The following is a 19,069-nucleotide window of genomic DNA, read 5'->3' as shown; positions in this document are numbered from 1 at the left end:
AGAAATGAAGAGTATTAAAAAAATAATACCCTTAATGTTAATACTTGCTATTGTATTTCAACCTGCATTATCAAAAGCGGACTCTAAGTTGGGATTTGAAAACAAAGTAAACTCGTATTACACGATTGAACAGGATTATTCCCAAGAATTGTTGAATTACAACGAAAATAAACCTTATGCTATAGCATCGCTTACTAAAATCATGACTTATGTTTTAGTTATGGAAGATATCAACGCAAACAAATACAAGCTCGACGATAAAATCAAAATCCAAACACAATACGCAAAGCCTGAAGCGAGTACTATGCAACTTAAAAAAGGCGAAGAAGTAACTGTAAATGATTTGATAAGGGGAATGATGATAGTCAGTGGAAATGACGCCGCAGACGAATTAGCAGTGAAATCAGAAGGATCTGTGGCAAAATTTGTCGAAAGAATGAACAAAAAAGCAGCCGAATTAGAATTGGAATCTGCGAAGTTTTATTCTGCATCAGGTTATCCTGAAAACGACAAGGAAAACATGATGAGTGCAAAAGATTTGGCGAAATTAACCACTTATACAATCAACAATTACCCACAAGTTTTAAATTACACAAAAACACAAAAACTTAGTATGCCGTCTAGAAAATACGAAGGCGTGACTACAGTTCCATTTTTAGGAAAAATCGAAGGCGTAGATGGATTTAAAACAGGAACAACTGAAAAAGCTGGATACTGTTTGATAACTACGATGAGTTTGAAACCAAACAATCCGAACAACAAAGTAGTTTCCGTATTGATGGGAGCTCCCACAAAATACGATAGAAATACTTACCAAAAAATAATATTGGAGTACGTCAGAAATTCATTTGAGCCAATTAATATATTAAACAGCGAAAAACCAATCGAAACGAAATCAGTCAACAGCGTTGTTGACAAAAACGTTGAGATTTATCCGACAGAAGACGTATCCATTTTGTATAATACAAAAACAGGTCTGCAACAAAAAGTCGACATCAAAAAAGACTTGAAAGCTCCTTTGAAAAAAGGACAAATCGTCGGAAAAGTTGTAATCGACACTGGAAAAGGCGACAAGAGAGAAGTAAGTCTCGTTGTCAAAAAACCTTACGAAAAAGCAGACACATTAACCAGAATAAAAAGAAGTGCCAAATACACTTACGAATTATTAGAAGCACTTCTTACATCATAAGCCGATTTGAGTCGGTTTTATGTGCTTCCATAATTAAGCTGGATATAATACCCCCCTCCTAAGGGGGCATCCCCGGTTCGAATCCGGGTGGGAGTACCAAGCAGAAAGCCTAGAATTTACACGTTCTAGGCTTGTTTTTATTTTATAGAATTTTACAGATAGTACTCACAATTCTTTAAGATTCTTGTAGAAAGGGAACAAAAAGGGAACAAAAAGGGAACAAAAAGGGAACAAATATAAAAAGCATCACTACTGATTTTTTTAAAATCATATTGTTGCATATACACTTATTATTTCAAATTATTTAAGTGTAAATACAACAATTATTTTTCGTTATCGTAAATTTTATTTTTCTCTGGTAAATATTTCCAGTATCTTTTCGGCATATTATTCTGCATAAGTTTGAGGTTTTGGCGTTCTTTTATACCGACTGAATTGTAGAATTCTATCCAGCAATCTTCGAACATTTTCTCTTCATCAGATTCTTCTTTGAAGATTTCTTGTACATCGTAAAATGCCAAATCATTGTCCACATATATTGCACACTTATTTCTTTTCTTATCGTAAATCACAAACTTTTCATTTCTCAATCTGTTTTTGAAATGATATGTGAGTAATTCCAAAATATCGTTGTTAGGTTCGAATTCTGCGAACAAGAAATTGTCTTGGATTTCTTTGAATCTAAGAAGTCCTTTATATGCGTGAAGTTCTCTTGTGGAATATTTGCACAGGCTGTTGAATTGGACAGCAATTTTGTCAGAAGAGTTAATGAAGTTGTAGCTGTATGTGTACATATTTTTGATTGTCTTAGCGATAATTGTCGATTTGTAGGGATTTTCTGAGACGAATGCGTAGTTGATGCTACGATAAAAGTTGAATCCGAATTTGTCTATTATCGATTTTTTCACACGTGATGATTTGTCAGTATTTGTTTCAATGTATATGTCATCATTCAAAAAATCCAATTGCTCTGATTTCACAACGATAATTGAATTTTCAATATGTCTGTACTGTTCAAAGATCACCGTAAACAAGCCGTCTAAGCTGTTGTCATAACTGTATCTCATATCTACTCCAAAAAACTAAGTTGTGTTACATTTTTCCCTTCTTGTATTCTCAAAATATCCAGCAAATCGTCTTTTGTGCTGTATTTTTGTCCGCGGTATACTCCGTTTACAAGTATGAAGTTTTTAGCTTTTTTCAGTGAGATTTTAAGAGAGGTCAAATCGTCGTAGTTGAGGTTGGCAAATTTTCTCGCATTTATAATTCTCATCGCATATGTTGGACCGAATCCTGGAACACGAAGAAGTTCTTCATAAGATGCGCGATTTATTTCTATTGGAAAGTTTGCTACGTTTTGCACTGCCCAGAATGCTTTGGGATCTAATGTCAAATCAAAAAACGGGTTTTGTTCGTTCAAAATTTCGTTTGATTTGAATTTGTAAAAACGCATCAGCCAATCTGCTTGATACAACCTGTGTTCACGTAGCATGGGAACTTTTTTGATTCCGTCTGTGTATTTCGATTTAATTACAGGGACAAATCCCGAATAGAAAACTCTTTTGAGCTTATAGTCTTCATAAAGGCTACTTGCTTTGTTGATAATTGTAAGATCCGATTCACGACCTGCTCCGACTATCATTTGAGTGGATTGACCAGCTGGTAAAAACAAAGGAGTTTTTCTGATAGTTTTCCTGTCGATTTTGTACTGAGTGATGGATTCGTTAATAAAATCCATCGGTTTTTCAATGGACTCATACGTTTTTTGGGGAGCGAGCATCTTCAAGCTTGACTTCGTAGGAAGTTCTATGTTGATACTCATACGATCGATAAGCCTTCCTAGTCTTTCGATTAATTCTTCACTTGCACCTGGGATTGCCTTCATGTGAATGTATCCGTTGAATTTTTTCTCATTGCGAAGAATTTCCGCAACTCTTATAAGCTTTATCATCGTGTGGTCTGGACTTTTTACAACTCCACTCGACAGGAATAATCCTTCTATGTAATTTCTTTTGTAAAAATTTATAGTCAAATCAGCCACTTCTTCTGGAGTGAATTCTGCTCTTTCGATGTTGTTTTCTTTTCTGTTGACGCAGTATTCACAACTGTAAATGCATTTGTTTGTGAGTAAAATTTTAAGTAGCGAAATGCACCTTCCGTCTTCAGACCAGCTGTGACATATTCCAGAATTCTGCGCCGCGCCGATTCCGTCAGAGGTATTTTTCCTTTTTGAACCACTAGAAGAACAACTAACATCGTACTTGGCAGCGTCTGATAATATTGATAATTTGCGTTTTAATTCCATAATATCACCTATTAGTATTTTATAATAAAACAAACATTCGCACAAGTTTGTTTTTTAGAAAAAAGTTGTTATCTGGAAGAAATTGTGGTAGAATTGTAAGAACTAATAAAAATTTAAAATATTTATACAGAGGTAATTATGAAAAACAGGAAATTAATATTTGTTAGTGGATTCGCACTATTTTCGATGTTTTTGGGAGCGGGGAATTTGATATTTCCACCGTTTTTGGGTAATAAAGTAGGAAATCAGTATTTGATTGCGACATTAGGATTTTTGCTAAGCGCAGTAGGACTGGTTTTCTTGGGATTACTCGCAGCGACAAAAAGCGGAGGAACAATTGAAAAAATCGGCAACACTATAAGTCCGCGATTTTCACTAATATTCTCAACTATAATTATGCTTGCGATAGGACCAGGACTTGCAATTCCAAGGACTGCAGCAACAACAGTAGAAATAATTCAAAAAGGATTTTTCAAAGGAGCAAATTCTGTTTTGCTCACGGTAGTATTTTTTGCTTGTGTGTATTTATTCGTCAGAAAACCAAGCAGCATAATAGATAATTTGGGAAAAATTTTGACGCCGTTGTTGATTGCAACTCTTGTCGTGATTATTTTCAAAGGAATAATATCTCCCGTTGCAACGCCTGTGAATACATATCAAATTCAAGTCTTCCAATCAAGCTTTGAAGAAGGATATCAAACCATGGATGCGTTGGCATCATTAGTATTTGCAATTGTAGTTACCAAAGGATTTATGGGATACGGAATTACAGATGACAAAACTATCAAACAATATACAATAAAAGCGTCAATCATAGCAGCTATAGGACTATGCTTCGTCTACGGAGGATTGATTTACCTCGGAGCTGCCACATCCAAGTTCAACCTAGGAAATGTCGAAAGAGTTGATTTGTTGTTATACATTTGCTACCAACATTTGGGGATTTTGGGAAAAGTATTAATCTGCGTTGCAATGGCATTGGCATGCCTCACAACAGCAATTGGACTTACAACAACAGTTGGACAATTCTTCAGTGATATGCTCAAAGAAAAAACAAACGGAGTTATCTCATACGATTTAATCATAATAATTTCCACAGTTTTCAGTGCATTCTTCGCGGTAGTTGGCGTTGAAAAAATACTAAAAATTTCCGCACCGTTTTTGACAGCGATATATCCTGTGGCAATAGTTTTGATTTTCTTGAATTTGTTCAAACAAGACACATTCTCACGAAACGTAAAATTAGGATCCATAATAGGAGTGTCGATTTATGCAATTATAGTACTACTTAACGGATTCAAATTGGATTTCGGTTTGTTGAAAACAATCGAATCAGTATTTCCAATGCAAGTCAAAAGTTTTATTTGGATAATTCCAGCAGCCATTGGAGGATTAATAGGAAAAATAAAAAAATAAAACAAATTGTAACTATTATGTAATACGATATATCGTGCAATGTATGGTATAATATATTTGAGGTGAGTTAATGATTAAAAAATTATTTGGCTTGAAGAACGAAATACCAACATTGTGGTATGCATTTTTTAATAAACAAACACCATTATTGTCGAAAATAGTATTGGCATTGTCAGTGCTTTACGTAGTAAGCCCTGTGGATTTCGTGCCGGATTTCGTCGCAGGATTGGGAATCTTAGATGATTTAATCCTCGCTCCATCACTAATGATGGTGGCAAAGAAATTCATCCCCGAAGAAATCATCGACACCAGCGAAGAAAAAGCAGAACAACTAAACTCCAAACTAAAAATAGTTGGAATAGTCGTTGGAGTGGGAATACTACTTTTGATAAGCTTTTTGATTTACAAAAATGTGGTGAAATAGTTATTGAAATTTTAAATAAATCAAAACACGCTGCGAGGCGTGTTTTTTTATGGTATGATAGTTTTGAGGTGAGATATGGAAAAGTTTAATGTGAACAAAGACGATATGATAATTTTGTTGATTGATTTGCAAGAGAAATTGGTGCCTGTTCTTCACGATAATGAATACGTGCTTAATCACACGAAGGCTGTGTTGGAGATGGCGAGAATTTACGATATTCCTGTGATTACGACACGCCAATATCCGAAAGGACTTGGAGATACTGTAGAATGTTTGAAGGAATATGAAACGAAGGTGTTCGACAAGGTTGATTTTACTGCAAAGCTTGATGATGTTATGAATGAAATCGAAAAAACTGGAAGGAAACAAATCGTAATTGTCGGAGCGGAAACTCACATTTGTGTCTACCAAACGATACGTGATTTGATTGACGATTACAAGATGATTGTGCTGGAAGATTGCGTTACAAGCAGGCATGTTGAAAATAAAATGAATGCTATCCAAAATTTTAGAGAGATGGACTGTTTGGTAATCAATTCTGAAACGTTGATTTTCGATATTTTGAAAAGGGCGGGAAGTCCTGAATTTAAAACTTTGTCGAAACTAATCAAATAAAAAAAATCCAACTTTACTTACTGAAAAGCAAAGTTGGATTTTTTTATCCTAACAATAAATACAAGAAATGTGCGCTGATTCCAGCTGCTACTCCTCCGATTGTGTGAGATAGAATTGCTTTTGGTGCGAGTTTTCTGGCGTTTAATGTGTCCATCATTCCAACATGTGTGGACAAATATCCTGACCAGCACATTCCAAGGGCCGTGAAAACTGCGATGTCATTTCCAGTGATTAAATTTTTCTCCAATAATTTTGGAACGAGTCCAAGCGCTGCTCCGACACTTCCCAAAGCTGTAAGTGGAAATGCAATGCATTCTGATGAGGTGAATCCGAACAATGGTTTCAAAATGGGATTTAGCAATGCTCCAAGTTTTGGAATCAAACCGACTCCTTCATAGGCCGCTCCAGTGTAGACTACAGTTCCATTCTTAACAGTTCCAGTTGATGTGAGAATCATAACCAACGTACAAATAACAACAACTCCAGGAATAATGTCCATCCCAGCTTGTACACCAGATTTTCCACCCTCAAGCATTGAATTCAAAATTCTTTCCATCAAAGTCAAATCTTCTTTTTCTTTGATCGTTTGTTCTTCTTCAAATTCCACTTGTTCATCAGTATCGGCGTAGAATTTTTTCGTGAAATGCATCATAATTCTTACGGAAACCACAGAACCCACGACTGCTCCCAAAACTCCAAGGGATGCCGCCTTGAAAAATTCCGTACCATTTCCAAGTGAAGACATAAAAGTCCACACGATAAATCCCATCCCGAACGATGTTCCCAAATTGCACAACGTAGGAAGCTGATAATTCTTGAAATATTTGGCAAATCCTTTGTCCTTTGCAAGTCCAATGATTGCTGGATTATCCGACAAAAAAGTCGTCAATATACCAAGCGCCGAAGCTCCAGGTAAATTGTAAAGTGGTTTCATAATAGGGCTGATGATCTTGTTGATTAGCGCAATAACTCCAAATTCGCTTAAAAGCTTGGACAACGCACCTGTTAAAACTGCGATTGCCATTATGAAAAACACAGTGTTAAGCAGCAAATCGTGCGCCGTTTTCATCAAAGTATTGAACATATTGCCAAGGCCCATAACTTTTGCAATGTAGCCGAAAAGTCCGAAAACGACAGCGATTGTCACAAAAGATTCCAGCGAAATTTCACTTTGTTTTTTAGTTTTTTCCATAAAATTCTCCATTAAAAAGTATAATATATAATTCTAATGTATTTCAGCTTAAAATTCAAACTACAACACGACATCTCTAATAAAACTAATCAGCAATAAATGTGTTGGATAGAAAATGTAGAATGCCCATTTGTTGATGTTGCCTTTTTTGCCGTTGTAAAAGTGAATGATAGGAATCGACAGATACACGAACAAATACATATACGCTTCGAAAAAATACCCGAACAATATCGCTATGTAAGTGTTCCTTCTGGAAGATGACCCCAAATACAACAAGAACACCGCTAAAATTCCAAGCATAGAATAGTCTGTGTGGTAGTAATTGGCGATTACACAGAATAAAGCAACGGAAATTAATTTTAAAATCGCCTTCACTAAATTTGATTGGTCGAATTTATCGATTTTTTCTACGACAAATATAAGACACGCAGAAAGTGCCAACGTGAAGAACACATTTTGGTGATAAAAATCGAACATTTCACCACTAATCGCCAAATCAAAAGGAATTTCTGAAATAATCGCAAAGGAAAACAACCTTATTATGTATTTTTCTACGCTTCTAGTTAGAAACATTCCATTTACAATCAGAAATGCGAAAATCGGAAACGCAATTCTTCCGATAAAAAGCATTAACGCTCCTACTGTGACTCTCCAGTCAGATGATGTGAGTGTCATCGTAGGATAAATGTTGAATTTTTGAAGCATATTGCATTGCACAATGTGACTGATAAGCATGGATATACAGGCGATTACTTTAAGTCCAGAACTTGATATTCCATTGTCTCTGTGCCAAATATCCAAATAATGTTTCCTTTGAGTTTCAGTTAAAAGTTGCATGATAATCTCCTTGAATTTGTTACAACTATTTTATCATAAATAAAGCACATTATTATCTGATATAATTATAATAGGTGATAGTATGAAAATGATGATTTTTGAGAACAAAGTAGACGAGAATAATTTGTTCGAAAATGAAATGGATAATAGAAATTCTGTGATGTTGTCATTTTTCTTGGAGAAATTAAAAACAAAAAAGGTCGTTGTCGACAGGTTCAAATTAAACAAGAATCCCGAAATATTCGAACAACAGGGGATTGCACAGAAAATTGATGACGGAATGAAACTTCCAATCACAGTTGTAGATGGAAAAGTTGTGCTTTCGGGAAGATATCCAAAAAGCTACGAAATATTGGATTATCTTCACATCGACAGAAATATTTTGAACCAAGCTTATGTCAACGATAAGCGTAAATTCTGATAAGATTTTTTCCTAAGTTTTAGGAAAATAAAAAAACCTGTGACAATCACAGGTTTACATAACACTTTTTGAATCTATTTTATTGAATCCAAAAACATTTTGACAATTTCATGACCTTGGGATAAAGTATCCAACGCCATTTCAGGGTGGTATTGCACTCCCAAGAAAAACTTCTTGTCCTTAACGTATGCCGCTTCCACTATATCATCAGAAGATTTTTGCAACACTTCTAACTCATCTGCCACATCTTTGATTGCTTGATGATGAAGGCTATTCACATAAAACTTGTCTCCGAATTTTTCTTTGAATATTCCGTAATTTTTAACCTCGTGAACCAAATCGTTGTATGGTTTGTCTTGGGAATGAATGATGGAAATGTCCTTTTGTTTTTTCAAATCTTGGTACAAAGTTCCGCCCAAATACACATTCATTATTTGTAGTCCACGACAAATTCCCAATGTTGGAATGTCTTTTTTGTAGCAAATATCCATCAAATTAAATTCCAATTCATCGCGTACGTTTGAAGAAATTCCACATTCCAAAATTTTGTCTTCGCCATAATATGATGGAGCGACATCAATTCCACCTGTGAACACAATCCCGTCTAATCTGTCGACGATTTCTTCCAAGAATTTCCTATCGGAATTGAACGGAAGAATCACCGCGTAAGCTCCGTTTCTTTCGATAAGTTCAATGTATTTTCTAAGCATAAAAAGTCTGTTTTCTGCCACATCGTAAAGTGGTGTAAGTCCTATTATTTTCATATTTCCTCCAATTATATTTCAATATTATTATATCAAAGATAAAACAAAAACACATTTTTTGATTAAATCAACAAAAGTGCTATAATATTATTATATTTGGAGAAATATCGAAGTGGTCATAACGGGGCGCACTCGAAATGCGTTTGGGATTATTTCCCACGTGGGTTCGAATCCCACTTTCTCCGCCAAAACAAAGACAGATAGCTGTAATTAGCTATCTGTTTTTTAATTGGTACTAAAAAAGTACTATTTATTGTGAAGTTATTTTATTTTTCTTCAAGAACGAAAGTTTTGTTTCGCTGACCAAAATCGCTGCGAATATGAATACAAATCCGATTACTGAGAAAACTGTCAATGATTCGATTCCGATAAGTACAGGAATTAAAATTCCAAATATCGATTCGAATCCCAAAATAATTGCTGCAGTGGATGGATTTGTGTATTTTTGTCCGATGTTTTGAAGTAATAGTGCAACTGCTGTACACATTACTGCTAAGTACAATAATTCCATCACAGATCTTGAAGTTACGACAAGATTTGAATTGTCTTCTACTACAATTGTAGTTATCCAAGACAACACAGCCGCCATTATAAATTGCAATATCGTCATGACGATAGGATCACGACCTCTTGCAAGTGCACTTACTGCGATTATGTGCGATGCGAACAACAATCCGCTAAGTAAAGCTAGTAAATCTCCAAGCCATGCCAATGGATTATCTACGTGAGCGCTTGATCCCGAAAGCGATATGAAAAATATTCCAGTTATACACAAAGCAGCCGCCGACAAATTATATCTGTCTGGTCTTTGCTTGAACACAATCCACCCCAAAAACGGCACGATTACGCAATAAGATGCAGATAAGAATCCACTTCTACCAGGATCTGCGAATTTTACGCCCAAAGTTTGTGATGAATACGCCATGAACAAAAATATTCCGATCAAAAGTCCGTTTTTTATGTCGTCAAATTTTGCTTGGCGAAGTCTCTTCCAGAAAATGATTGATAATAAAATAGCTGCCAACGTAAATCTTATCGCCAAAATAAAGTTGGGATTGAATGTTTTGGAAGATTGCTTAACCACAGTCAAAGAACTTCCCCAAAGGATAGCTACTATTAATAACGCTAATTTAGCAAGTAAATCTGCTTTCTTTTTATCCATTTTTTCCTCCTCTTATTTAATTTCAGATATATTATCCCAGTTTTCGTATGATTTGTAAACACCTAAAAAGCCCAATAAATTAATTTGCACACAAAAAAAGGAGGAACGAAATCCTCCTTGTGATTTTCCGATTTATACGAACGGAATATATTGTGAATATCCTTCTTCTTCCATTTTTTCTAATGGTACAAATCTCAAACTTGCACCGTTGATGCAATACCTAAGACCGCCTTTTTCACTAGGACCATCGTCGAACACATGACCCAAATGACTGTCAGCGTGTTTGCTTCTAACTTCAGTTCTAACTCTGGATAATTTGTGATCGTCAGAATAATTTACAGAACTCGACGTAATAGTTTTCGTAAATGATGGCCAACCACAGCCCGCATCGTATTTGTCCTTTGAAGAAAATAACGGCTCACCACTTACGATGTCGACGTAAATTCCTCTTTCATCAAAATCATTAAAGCTAGATGTGTGAGGGCGTTCAGTAGCCTCATTTTGAGTTACCCTGTAACTTACATCGGACAATTTTTCCTTCATTTCTTCATCACTCATCTTCTTGTATTCAGTCGTATCCAAACTTTCATCAAAAGCATTCAAATTAACGTGACAATATCCGACGGGATTTTTGTCCAAATAATCTTGGTGATAATCTTCTGCCAACACGAAGTTTTGTAATTTTTCGACCAAAACAGTTAGCTTTTCATCGTATTTTGTTTGAATGTAATTCATAACAGAATTGATTATTTCCAAATCTTTTTCATCTTCGTAGAAAATTCCAGTTCGATATTGTTCACCAACATCATTTCCTTGCTTATTCACAGAAATAGGATTAATAATTCTGAAATAATGAAGTAAAATTTCAGCCAAATCCAACCTGTTTTTATCATAGACAATTCTCACTGTTTCTGCGTGATGAGTTTGTTTTACTCTTCTATAATCAGTGTCTGTTCCATCGCCATTTGCATAGCCAGTGTCAGTGTCTATTACACCGTTTAATTTTTTGAAATAAGCTTCCACTCCCCAAAAACATCCACCAGCTAAATATATCGTACTTTTTTCAATAAATCTCATATTACACCTCTTACAAAATTATACCCAGTTAAATATTTTTTATTCAAAAAAAATTTGGCATACAAAAAGCAGCTTATTAAAAGCTGCTCATTGAAATTATTTTGATTTCATTGTTTCTTGGCGATTCATTGTGTGATATGAACCTTTGAATCTTTCCTTCTTAGGACTCTTGTCCCAGATTTCTTCTGCTTCAACTTCCCAGTTTTTCGCATATTCATCGCAGTTACCACAAAGTGAATCTACAGTTTGCTTAGATTCCAAATCAGTAGATTTTGCATCAGTGCTATGAACCATTTCTCTAAGTTCGTTTGGATTTTCAAGCATTGGGCAAGGCATCAACATATTATCGTTGAATGGTTGACCGTCATGATATTTTGTAAATAGGGGAGCTCTCAAACAATCCAACAAAGATTTTTCTCTGATATTAGAATCGCTGTAGTGAATGAAAACACAAGGTTCCACATCTCCAGATGCGTTAATGTGAAGATATCTTCTTCCACCTGCAATGCATCCTCCAACATATTCAGCATCGTTTTGGAAATCCAATGCGAATAATGGTTTTTCAGCTCTGTATTTTCTTAGTCTTTCGATAGTTTGTTTTCTTTGTTCAGGAGTAGGTAGTAAATCAGTTACAGCAGCATTTCCAACTGGCATATAGTGGAAGTACCACACAAAATACGCACCTAACTCTATTAGGTAATCGTAGTATTCTTCGCTTGTAATTGAATCAAAGTTTTGTGAAGTATAGCAACAAGAAATACCGTAAATCAAATGACGTTCTTGTAGCATCTTCATTGCTTTGATTACTTTTTTATAAACACCTTCTCCACGTCTACCGTCAGTTGCTTCTTCAAAACCTTCAAGTGAAATCGCAGGAATGAAATTACCAACTCTTTGCATTTCGTCTACGAAATCTTCATCAATTAAAGTTGCATTAGTAAATGATAAGAATACACAGTCGTTGTGTTTTTCACACAATTTAATCAAATCATCTTTACGCACAAGAGGTTCACCGCCTGTGTATATGTACATATAAGTTCCCAATTCTTTTCCTTGAGTGATGATAGAATCAATCTCATCATAGCTTAAGTTTTGTTTGTAGCCGTATTCAGCAGCCCAACATCCAGTACATTTTAAGTTACATGCAGATGTAGGATCCAACAAAATTGCCCATGGGATATTACAATTGTATTCTTCTCTGTATTTTTGTTGAGTTTGCCATCCCAAAACAGACGCATTCATAAAAAAGTTATACGCTACTTTTTTTATTTGTTTTTTGTCAACTTCTTGGAAAATTTTCATCACAAAACTATGGTAAGGGTGATTTTCGTCTTCGAAAACTTCCCTTATAATTTTAATTTGAGGCGAAAAATCTCCGTGAGAAAGGTTTTCTGCCCATTCGACTAATTGTACCCCTCGTTTTTGAGGATCCTTCGCAACATAATCGAATACCTTATCAAATCCATATCTTTTTCCAGCTTCTATAATTTTCATATAACCACCTTTTCATATATTAAAATTTTTAGAACTATCCTATTAGATATATCTCTTAACTTCATTGTATCTCAAACGTTAATCAAAGTCTTTGGACAAAAGGGTGTATTTGCCTAAAATTCTAACAAAAATGGAAAAAAATCTAAAAAATTAATTCATTTTACTCCTAGTTAATGAAGATTTAACAGTATCTTTTAATAAAAATCCTATCCTTTTAATCTTCTTCTCGATATCCTCATCCATTCCTGAAGTTAGCCATCTGATAATTAAATCCGTAATTGCACTTTGGAAGAATTTAATAATAATCTCCTTGTCATCCTTTTTAGCATGAATTTCCTTGTCCACATTTTCTATGTAGTTTCTCATAATTTGTCCCGATTTATTGTACAAATAATCAGACAGTGTTTTTCTAGAAATAGAATTGTAAATGTGATAAATCGCAGTTTTGTTTTCAATAGCAAACTGCATTTCTTCGATAAAACTATCCTCCCAAGAAATATTATCCGATTCATTCAACACTCTCTTAAGTCTTATTTCAAAAATCGTGTCTATGATTTGATTCAAATCTTTGAAATGATAATAAATAGTGTTTCTGTTGATTCCACATTCTTCAGCTAGTTTTCTCACCGTAATTTTATTCAGAGGTATTCTGTTGAGAAGATTAATTAAATTTTCCATTATCATTTTCTTCGTATAATCCGCGTTCATAAAATCCCCCTTTTAACATAATCATATTCCAAAACTAGAAAAATTTCCACCAAAAAAACTAGCTGCACATGGCTTGCAGCTAGTCAATCGTAATTATTTTAATAATTCTTCAGCAATTCTCAAAGATTTTCCAGCATAAACTGTAGCAGGGCCACCACCCATAGCAACGCAAACTTCCATCATTTCTGAGATTTCTTCGATTGTACAACCTGCATCAATACATCCTTTAGTGTGATGAACGATACATCCGTCGCATTTTACAGTAATTCCGATTGCAAGAGCTATCAATTCTTTTTCCTTCAAAGATAATTTTCCGTCTTTAAAAATTTCTCCACACATACCAGAGAAATTCTTAGCTACATCTGGCAAATGTTCTCCAAACAATTTTGAGTTTTCAGCCAATACTTCTTTACTATCCATAAATTACCTCCTATTTTTTCGACAATTTGCATTGCCTTGTTAATATAATCTTATCAAATACAACGTACAAAATCTTAATTATAGAAGATTTCAATAAATGATGGGGGATTTATAGCGTTTTCATATAAATAAAAATAAAGTTTATGTGATATAATATAACTATAAAATTTAGGAGGTTAATATGAAAAAGCTTTACAAATTATTAGTTTTGATGATGGTTATGGCGATAGGATTTACAGGATGTGCCAATAATTCTGACAAAACTAATTCTAATGAAAAAACAGAAGAAAAAACAGAATCGGAAGAATCAAAAGAAGATTCAAAAGCAAAAGAAAATTACGAAATTAGCTTCAGTGGGTCATCTACTTTAGCGCCTGTTATCAGTAAGATTTCTACAACTTTTATCGAAAAGAATGTTACTTGGGATAAGGTTGATTCTTCGTTACCAGACAAGAACATAACAATTTATGTGTCTGCTGGTGGATCTGGCGCAGGGGTAAAGGCTGTGTTGGACAACGTTGCAAACTTCGGAATGTTAGCGCGTGAAGTAAAAGACAAGGAAAAAGAAAAAGTTAAAGATTACAAAGAATACAATTTGGGACTAGACGCACTGACACTTGCTGTTAATCCAAAAAATAATGTAATTGCAGCAAAACAAGGTAACTTAACTAAGGAAGAAATTGTGAAGATTTTCTCCGGCGAATACAAAAAATGGAGCGATGTCGATCCATCACTTCCACAAGAAGATATCGTAGTTGTAACTCGTGATTTAAGTGGTGGTGCACACGAAGTATTCCAAAAGAAAGTTATGAAAGATGTAAAAGTTAGACAAGATGCAATACAAGCACCAACTATGGGAGCTTTGGTTTCTAAGATTATCGAAAATCCAAACGCAATAGGATATGCATCATTCGGTATCGCAAATCAAAACAAAGGCAAATTAATTCCTTTGAAAGTTGATGGCGTTGAACCTACAGAAGAAAATATTTTGAATAAATCATATTACATTTCAAGACCTTTAGTCATTATGAAGAGCGGTGATTTGACAAAAACAGAACAACTTTTCATAGATTATCTAAACTCAAAAGAAGGTAAAGAAACTATAAAAGATATGGGATTCATTCCTAACAAATAAATTCAAAAGCAAAGTGATATCACTTTGCTTTTTGTACATAATAGCAAAGTTGAGGGGTCGTTATGAGAACAAAAAACAACATATTTAAAACTTTGGTGTATATTTTTGCTTTCTTTTCCATAGCTTTATTATTGATACTGATAGGATTTATGTTCAAAGAATCACTTCCTTTTTTCAAACAATACAGCGTGAATAAGTTTTTGTTAGGAAATTTGTGGGATTCGATGGATGGAAGTTTCGGAGCTTTCAATATAATTCTGGCAAGTTTTTATATTGCACTGTTGGCTTGTGTATTTTCATTTCCAATTAGCTACGGATTGTCGCTTATGATTGTGTTTTACACAAACAATAAAGTGAAAACTTTAGTGAGTTGGATAATCAGAATTCTTGCGGGAATTCCTTCGATTATTTACGGATTTTTCGGGTTGTTTGTAATCGTGAAATTCTTTGAGAAAAACTTTAAAATGGCAGCAGGGGAATCGGTATTCGCAGGAAGCGTTATATTATCCATAATGATTTTGCCTTATTTTGTTGAGGTGTTGACTGAAACTTTTGAAAAGATAAAACAAAAATACAAAAGACAATCGGACTGTTTTGGAATTAGCAAGGAATATTTCATCAGAAAAATCGTGATCAAACAAAGTCTACGAAGTGCATTCAGTGGTTTCGTACTTGCGTTTTCAAGAGCAATTGGAGAGACTATGGCAGTGATGATGGTGATAGGAAATGCACCAATATTTCCGAAATTTTTCTCAAAAGCAGAGACTATCGCTTCATTGATTGCACTTGAAGTGGGAATGAGTGAAGCGGGAAGTCTGCACTATCACGCGCTTTATGCAAGTTCATTCGTGCTTTTGGTTTTCGTGATTATACTTGATGTAATACTTTTTGTGACTAAAAAGAGGACTGATAATTATGACGAAGTTTAAGGATTTTTTGATTAAATTGTGGGTGTATTTATCATTTGCAGTAGTGTTTTTCTTCGTGTTCAAGATTTTTTATTTTTTAATATCAAAAGGGATATCGTCTGTTAATTTGGAATTTTTGACACAAAATCCTCAAGGACTTCCTCTTGGAACTACGGGAGGAATAAAATCCAGCATAATTGGATCTTTATGGTTGATGATAATTGCAATGGGAATTTCCACATTATTGGGTGTTTTTTGTGCGATTTACAGAGTTTTTTATTGCAAATCTGAATTTTTGAAATCAGTAATTACATTAATAATACAATGCATCGCATCCATCCCTTCAATAATTATTGGAATGTTTGTGTACGGATTTTTCATAGTTACACTCAATATATCCAAAAGTTTACTCACAGCATCCATCGCACTTTCGTTGATTGTGTTTCCATTTGTAGAAGTGAACATCGAAAAATCAATCGCAGAAATCAACAAAAACACAATCAAAGACAGTTTTTCACTTGGAATTGACAAGACGTACATGATAAGAAAACTCGTGATGCCAATGATTTCTAGAAATATCATCACGATTTCGCTATTGGCAGGAAGTTATGCGATAGGAGCGACAGCGCCACTTCTACTCACAGGAGCGGTGTTCATGAATAATTCCGTTGGATTGTTCAAGCCAGTAACAGCGCTGCCTTTTCATTTGCACATGCTACTTAGCCAATCGATCGCAATCGAAAAAGCGTATGCGACGGCGCTTGTGCTTATCATGATATTGATAATTCTACACATATTAGCTTATTTGGTGCTAGTATTTTCGGGAGGTAAAATAGTTGAGCATATTACAAATAAATAACCTAAACATATCCTACAAAGAAAAAAACATATTGCAAAACGTGAATTTGACCGTTGAAGAAAACGAAATAATCAGCATAATGGGAAATTCTGGATCGGGCAAATCGACATTCTTGTCTTGTTTGAACGGATTTTTGATAGAAAATGGTGGACAATATTCGGGACAAATATTATTCGACGGCACAGACATCTCACAATACAAACTGATTGATTTGAGAAGACAAATCTCAATGCTGTTTCAAGATTCCACAGTATTTGACATGTCCATTGAAAAAAATCTCACATATACATTGGAATATTTTTTAGGCAAAAATTACGACAAAAAATCAAAAATAGAACAAATACTAAAAAGTGTGAACTTGTACGAAGAATTAAAAGACAATCTGAAAATGAATGCCAACAAACTTTCTGGAGGACAAAAACAAAGACTCTGCATAGCCAGAATGCTCACAACAAATCCTAGAATATTGATATTTGATGAACCTTGCTCATCACTTGATTTGCAAAACACATTGGCGATAGAAAATCTTTTGAAAAATTTGTCACAAAACTACACTATTATCATTTCGACACATAATACAGACCAAGCACAAAGAATATCAGATAGGATTTTGTATATTGAGGATAAAAAACTGGTTGAAAAGTAAAATAGAGCCTGCAAATGACCTGAACCCCAAAATCCGGAATACGGATGGAGGGGTTTTTGTATGCCAAAATACACAAAAGAATTTAAAATAAAATTAGTACTAGAATATTTATCAGGAAAAACAGGGGGTCATAAAAGTGTGGCTAAAAAATATGATATTCCATATTCAACCATGCGGAACTGGATAAATAAATACAAATCTGGAGGATTTGATAACTTATCTAAAAAGTTAAAAAATAATAATTACACTAGTGAATTTAAGTTATCTGTAATACAATATAGGCAAATCAATAATACTTCGCTTAGAGAGACTGTAGAGCACTTCGACCTTGTAAATGAATCTATGGTATGCAGATGGGAGAAAACTTATCAAGAACATGGTCTTTCTGGGCTAGAAGATAAAAGAGAAAGGCCTAAAAAAGACATGACCAAAACAAATAATAAGTCTAAACTTAACACTCCAATAAACGAAACCGAAAAAGAAGAATTAATAAGGTTAAGGGAAGAAAATAGACTTCTCAGAATGAAGATAATATACGAAAAAAAGCTACGAGCCTTGCTACTGGAAGAGGAAGCAGAAGCAAGGAAAAGACAAAGATAATCCTCAAACTTCTAAAAGAAAATCCACAAAGTAAAGTAAGTGAATGGCTAAAAATAGCTAAATTACTAAAATCATCATACTATGAATGGAAAATAAAACTAGAAAATCCAGTAGATAAAGACAAGGAAGTTAAAGATGAAATTAAAACAATAATAGAAGTGTCAAAAGGTAGATATGGCTATAGAAGAGTAACTATGGTATTAAAAAATAAAGGATTTAATATCAATCATAAAAAAGTCTTAAGAATAATGAGAGAAGAATCCTTGCTATGTACTAAATTTAAAAATAGATCAAGAAAATACTCATCATACAAGGGACAAATAGGTAAAGTAGCAGATAATATTGTAAAAAGACAGTTTACAGCTACTAAGCCAAATCAATTATGGCTAACAGATGTAACAGAATTTAGAATTAAAGGACAAGAAGAAAAACTTTACCTATCACCAATATTAGACCTATACAACAGCGAAATAATTAGCTATACGTTAAGTAATCACCCAACAATAGGATTAACAAATACAATGTTAGAAAAAGCATTAGAAGAAAATAAAGACATTAAAGATTTAACTATACACTCAGACCAAGGATTTCATTATCAACACAGTTCTTGGACTAAAAAACTAGAAAAAATGAATATTAGGCAAAGTATGTCAAGAAAAGGGAATTGTCTAGACAATTCTCCAATGGAGAACTTCTTTGGAATATTAAAACAAGAAATGTATTATGGAGAGGATTTTACTAGTTATGATCATTTGATAAGTGAGATAGAAAAATATATTAAATGGTACAATGAAGATAGAATTAAAACAAAATTAGAGACTGTGAAATAGTTTGTGTATAGAATCCTCCTGATATAATAGTAATCAGGAGGATTTTAAAATGCCAAGAAAAAGACCA

21 protein-coding genes and 2 tRNA genes are annotated in these 19,069 nt (G+C 34.2%); 13 read left to right on the top strand and 10 right to left on the bottom strand.

The features are described 5' to 3' along the window. Window positions 1–4 precede the first annotated feature (4 nt). Both HMPREF0391_RS05005 and HMPREF0391_RS05000 read left to right on the top strand, forming a co-directional pair. Window positions 5–1,189, top strand: a complete 1,185-nt coding sequence (locus HMPREF0391_RS05005; protein ID WP_002835829.1) for a D-alanyl-D-alanine carboxypeptidase family protein — start codon at window positions 5–7, stop codon at window positions 1,187–1,189. 23 nt (window positions 1,190–1,212) lie between these two features. Continuing rightward, window positions 1,213–1,288, top strand: a tRNA-Arg gene (locus tag HMPREF0391_RS05000). A 224-nt stretch (window positions 1,289–1,512) separates the two neighbouring features. Here HMPREF0391_RS05000 and HMPREF0391_RS04995 read toward each other — a convergent pair. After that, window positions 1,513–2,256, bottom strand: coding sequence for a TIGR03915 family putative DNA repair protein (locus HMPREF0391_RS04995; protein WP_002835827.1), 744 nt, complete (start codon window positions 2,254–2,256; stop codon window positions 1,513–1,515). A gap of 2 nt (window positions 2,257–2,258) precedes the next feature. Continuing rightward, complete coding sequence (locus HMPREF0391_RS04990; RefSeq protein WP_002835826.1) at window positions 2,259–3,494, bottom strand: putative DNA modification/repair radical SAM protein; 1,236 nt, start codon at window positions 3,492–3,494, stop codon at window positions 2,259–2,261. A gap of 138 nt (window positions 3,495–3,632) precedes the next feature. On the opposite strand from HMPREF0391_RS04990, the gene brnQ reads away from it, so the two are divergent. The 3 genes from brnQ to HMPREF0391_RS04975 all read left to right on the top strand — a co-directional run bounded on the left by brnQ (window position 3,633) and on the right by HMPREF0391_RS04975 (window position 5,949). After that, complete coding sequence (gene brnQ, locus HMPREF0391_RS04985; protein ID WP_002835825.1) at window positions 3,633–4,910, top strand: branched-chain amino acid transport system II carrier protein; 1,278 nt, start codon at window positions 3,633–3,635, stop codon at window positions 4,908–4,910. A gap of 70 nt (window positions 4,911–4,980) precedes the next feature. After that, complete coding sequence (locus HMPREF0391_RS04980) at window positions 4,981–5,334, top strand: YkvA family protein (RefSeq protein WP_002835824.1); 354 nt, start codon at window positions 4,981–4,983, stop codon at window positions 5,332–5,334. Between the two features lie 75 nt (window positions 5,335–5,409). Next, window positions 5,410–5,949, top strand: a complete 540-nt coding sequence (locus tag HMPREF0391_RS04975; protein WP_002835823.1) for an isochorismatase family protein — start codon at window positions 5,410–5,412, stop codon at window positions 5,947–5,949. A gap of 43 nt (window positions 5,950–5,992) precedes the next feature. Here HMPREF0391_RS04975 and HMPREF0391_RS04970 read toward each other — a convergent pair whose 3' ends face one another. Further along, window positions 5,993–7,141 carry a membrane protein gene (locus tag HMPREF0391_RS04970; protein ID WP_035109351.1) on the bottom strand — a complete coding sequence of 383 codons (1,149 nt, stop codon included), beginning with the start codon at window positions 7,139–7,141 and terminating at the stop codon, window positions 5,993–5,995. A 60-nt stretch (window positions 7,142–7,201) separates the two neighbouring features. Beyond that, a complete protein-coding gene (locus HMPREF0391_RS04965; protein WP_002835821.1) occupies window positions 7,202–7,978 on the bottom strand; it encodes a TraX family protein in 777 nt (258 codons plus the stop codon). A gap of 82 nt (window positions 7,979–8,060) precedes the next feature. Between HMPREF0391_RS04965 and HMPREF0391_RS04960 the strand changes: the two genes are divergently transcribed. Then, entirely contained in the window at window positions 8,061–8,399 is a 339-nt protein-coding gene (locus HMPREF0391_RS04960; RefSeq protein ID WP_002835819.1) for an arsenic metallochaperone ArsD family protein, read from the top strand. 74 nt (window positions 8,400–8,473) lie between these two features. Here HMPREF0391_RS04960 and HMPREF0391_RS04955 read toward each other — a convergent pair whose 3' ends face one another. Beyond that, window positions 8,474–9,163, bottom strand: a complete 690-nt coding sequence (locus HMPREF0391_RS04955; RefSeq protein WP_002835818.1) for a gamma-glutamyl-gamma-aminobutyrate hydrolase family protein — start codon at window positions 9,161–9,163, stop codon at window positions 8,474–8,476. A 98-nt stretch (window positions 9,164–9,261) separates the two neighbouring features. Here HMPREF0391_RS04955 and HMPREF0391_RS04950 point away from each other — a divergent pair. Beyond that, a tRNA-Ser gene (locus HMPREF0391_RS04950) sits at window positions 9,262–9,351 on the top strand. 62 nt (window positions 9,352–9,413) lie between these two features. Here the strand turns inward: HMPREF0391_RS04950 and HMPREF0391_RS04945 are convergent. From HMPREF0391_RS04945 to HMPREF0391_RS04925, 5 genes are all read right to left on the bottom strand, one after another. Next, window positions 9,414–10,325 (bottom strand): DMT family transporter, encoded by a 912-nt coding sequence (locus HMPREF0391_RS04945; RefSeq protein WP_002835817.1) that lies wholly within the window; start codon window positions 10,323–10,325, stop codon window positions 9,414–9,416. Between the two features lie 132 nt (window positions 10,326–10,457). Then, window positions 10,458–11,402, bottom strand: coding sequence for a peptide-methionine (R)-S-oxide reductase MsrB (gene msrB / locus HMPREF0391_RS04940; RefSeq protein WP_002835816.1), 945 nt, complete (start codon window positions 11,400–11,402; stop codon window positions 10,458–10,460). A gap of 96 nt (window positions 11,403–11,498) precedes the next feature. Continuing rightward, complete coding sequence (locus tag HMPREF0391_RS04935; RefSeq protein WP_002835815.1) at window positions 11,499–12,896, bottom strand: radical SAM protein; 1,398 nt, start codon at window positions 12,894–12,896, stop codon at window positions 11,499–11,501. Between the two features lie 150 nt (window positions 12,897–13,046). Next, the gene (locus HMPREF0391_RS04930) at window positions 13,047–13,604 is read right to left on the bottom strand and encodes a TetR/AcrR family transcriptional regulator (protein WP_002835814.1); all 558 of its coding nucleotides are present in this window, start codon (window positions 13,602–13,604) and stop codon (window positions 13,047–13,049) included. A gap of 93 nt (window positions 13,605–13,697) precedes the next feature. Then, window positions 13,698–14,024, bottom strand: coding sequence for a carboxymuconolactone decarboxylase family protein (locus HMPREF0391_RS04925; RefSeq protein WP_002835813.1), 327 nt, complete (start codon window positions 14,022–14,024; stop codon window positions 13,698–13,700). A 181-nt stretch (window positions 14,025–14,205) separates the two neighbouring features. On the opposite strand from HMPREF0391_RS04925, the gene HMPREF0391_RS04920 reads away from it, so the two are divergent. The 6 genes from HMPREF0391_RS04920 (at window position 14,206) to HMPREF0391_RS04895 (ending at window position 19,002) form a co-directional block, all read left to right on the top strand. Further along, window positions 14,206–15,159, top strand: a complete 954-nt coding sequence (locus tag HMPREF0391_RS04920) for a phosphate ABC transporter substrate-binding protein (RefSeq protein ID WP_002835811.1) — start codon at window positions 14,206–14,208, stop codon at window positions 15,157–15,159. Between the two features lie 62 nt (window positions 15,160–15,221). Beyond that, window positions 15,222–16,088, top strand: coding sequence for a phosphate ABC transporter permease subunit PstC (gene pstC / locus HMPREF0391_RS04915; RefSeq protein WP_002835810.1), 867 nt, complete (start codon window positions 15,222–15,224; stop codon window positions 16,086–16,088). After that, entirely contained in the window at window positions 16,075–16,926 is an 852-nt protein-coding gene (locus HMPREF0391_RS04910; RefSeq protein ID WP_002835809.1) for a PstA family ABC transporter permease, read from the top strand. The genes pstC and HMPREF0391_RS04910 overlap by 14 nt, the downstream gene beginning before the upstream one ends. Beyond that, window positions 16,904–17,572 (top strand): phosphate ABC transporter ATP-binding protein, encoded by a 669-nt coding sequence (locus tag HMPREF0391_RS04905; protein WP_002835808.1) that lies wholly within the window; start codon window positions 16,904–16,906, stop codon window positions 17,570–17,572. The genes HMPREF0391_RS04910 and HMPREF0391_RS04905 overlap by 23 nt, the downstream gene beginning before the upstream one ends. Before the next feature lie 60 nt (window positions 17,573–17,632). Further along, complete coding sequence (locus tag HMPREF0391_RS04900) at window positions 17,633–18,172, top strand: helix-turn-helix domain-containing protein (RefSeq protein WP_002835807.1); 540 nt, start codon at window positions 17,633–17,635, stop codon at window positions 18,170–18,172. Next, window positions 18,106–19,002 carry an IS3 family transposase gene (locus HMPREF0391_RS04895; RefSeq protein WP_155105105.1) on the top strand — a complete coding sequence of 299 codons (897 nt, stop codon included), beginning with the start codon at window positions 18,106–18,108 and terminating at the stop codon, window positions 19,000–19,002. The genes HMPREF0391_RS04900 and HMPREF0391_RS04895 overlap by 67 nt, the downstream gene beginning before the upstream one ends. Window positions 19,003–19,069 lie beyond the last annotated feature (67 nt).

This window comes from Finegoldia magna ATCC 53516, from assembly GCF_000159695.1.
Taxonomy (GTDB): Bacteria; Bacillota; Clostridia; order Tissierellales; family Peptoniphilaceae; genus Finegoldia; species Finegoldia magna_F.
The sequence above is the reverse complement of the archived record's forward strand: the minus strand, read 5'-3'. Positions and strand labels throughout refer to the sequence as shown.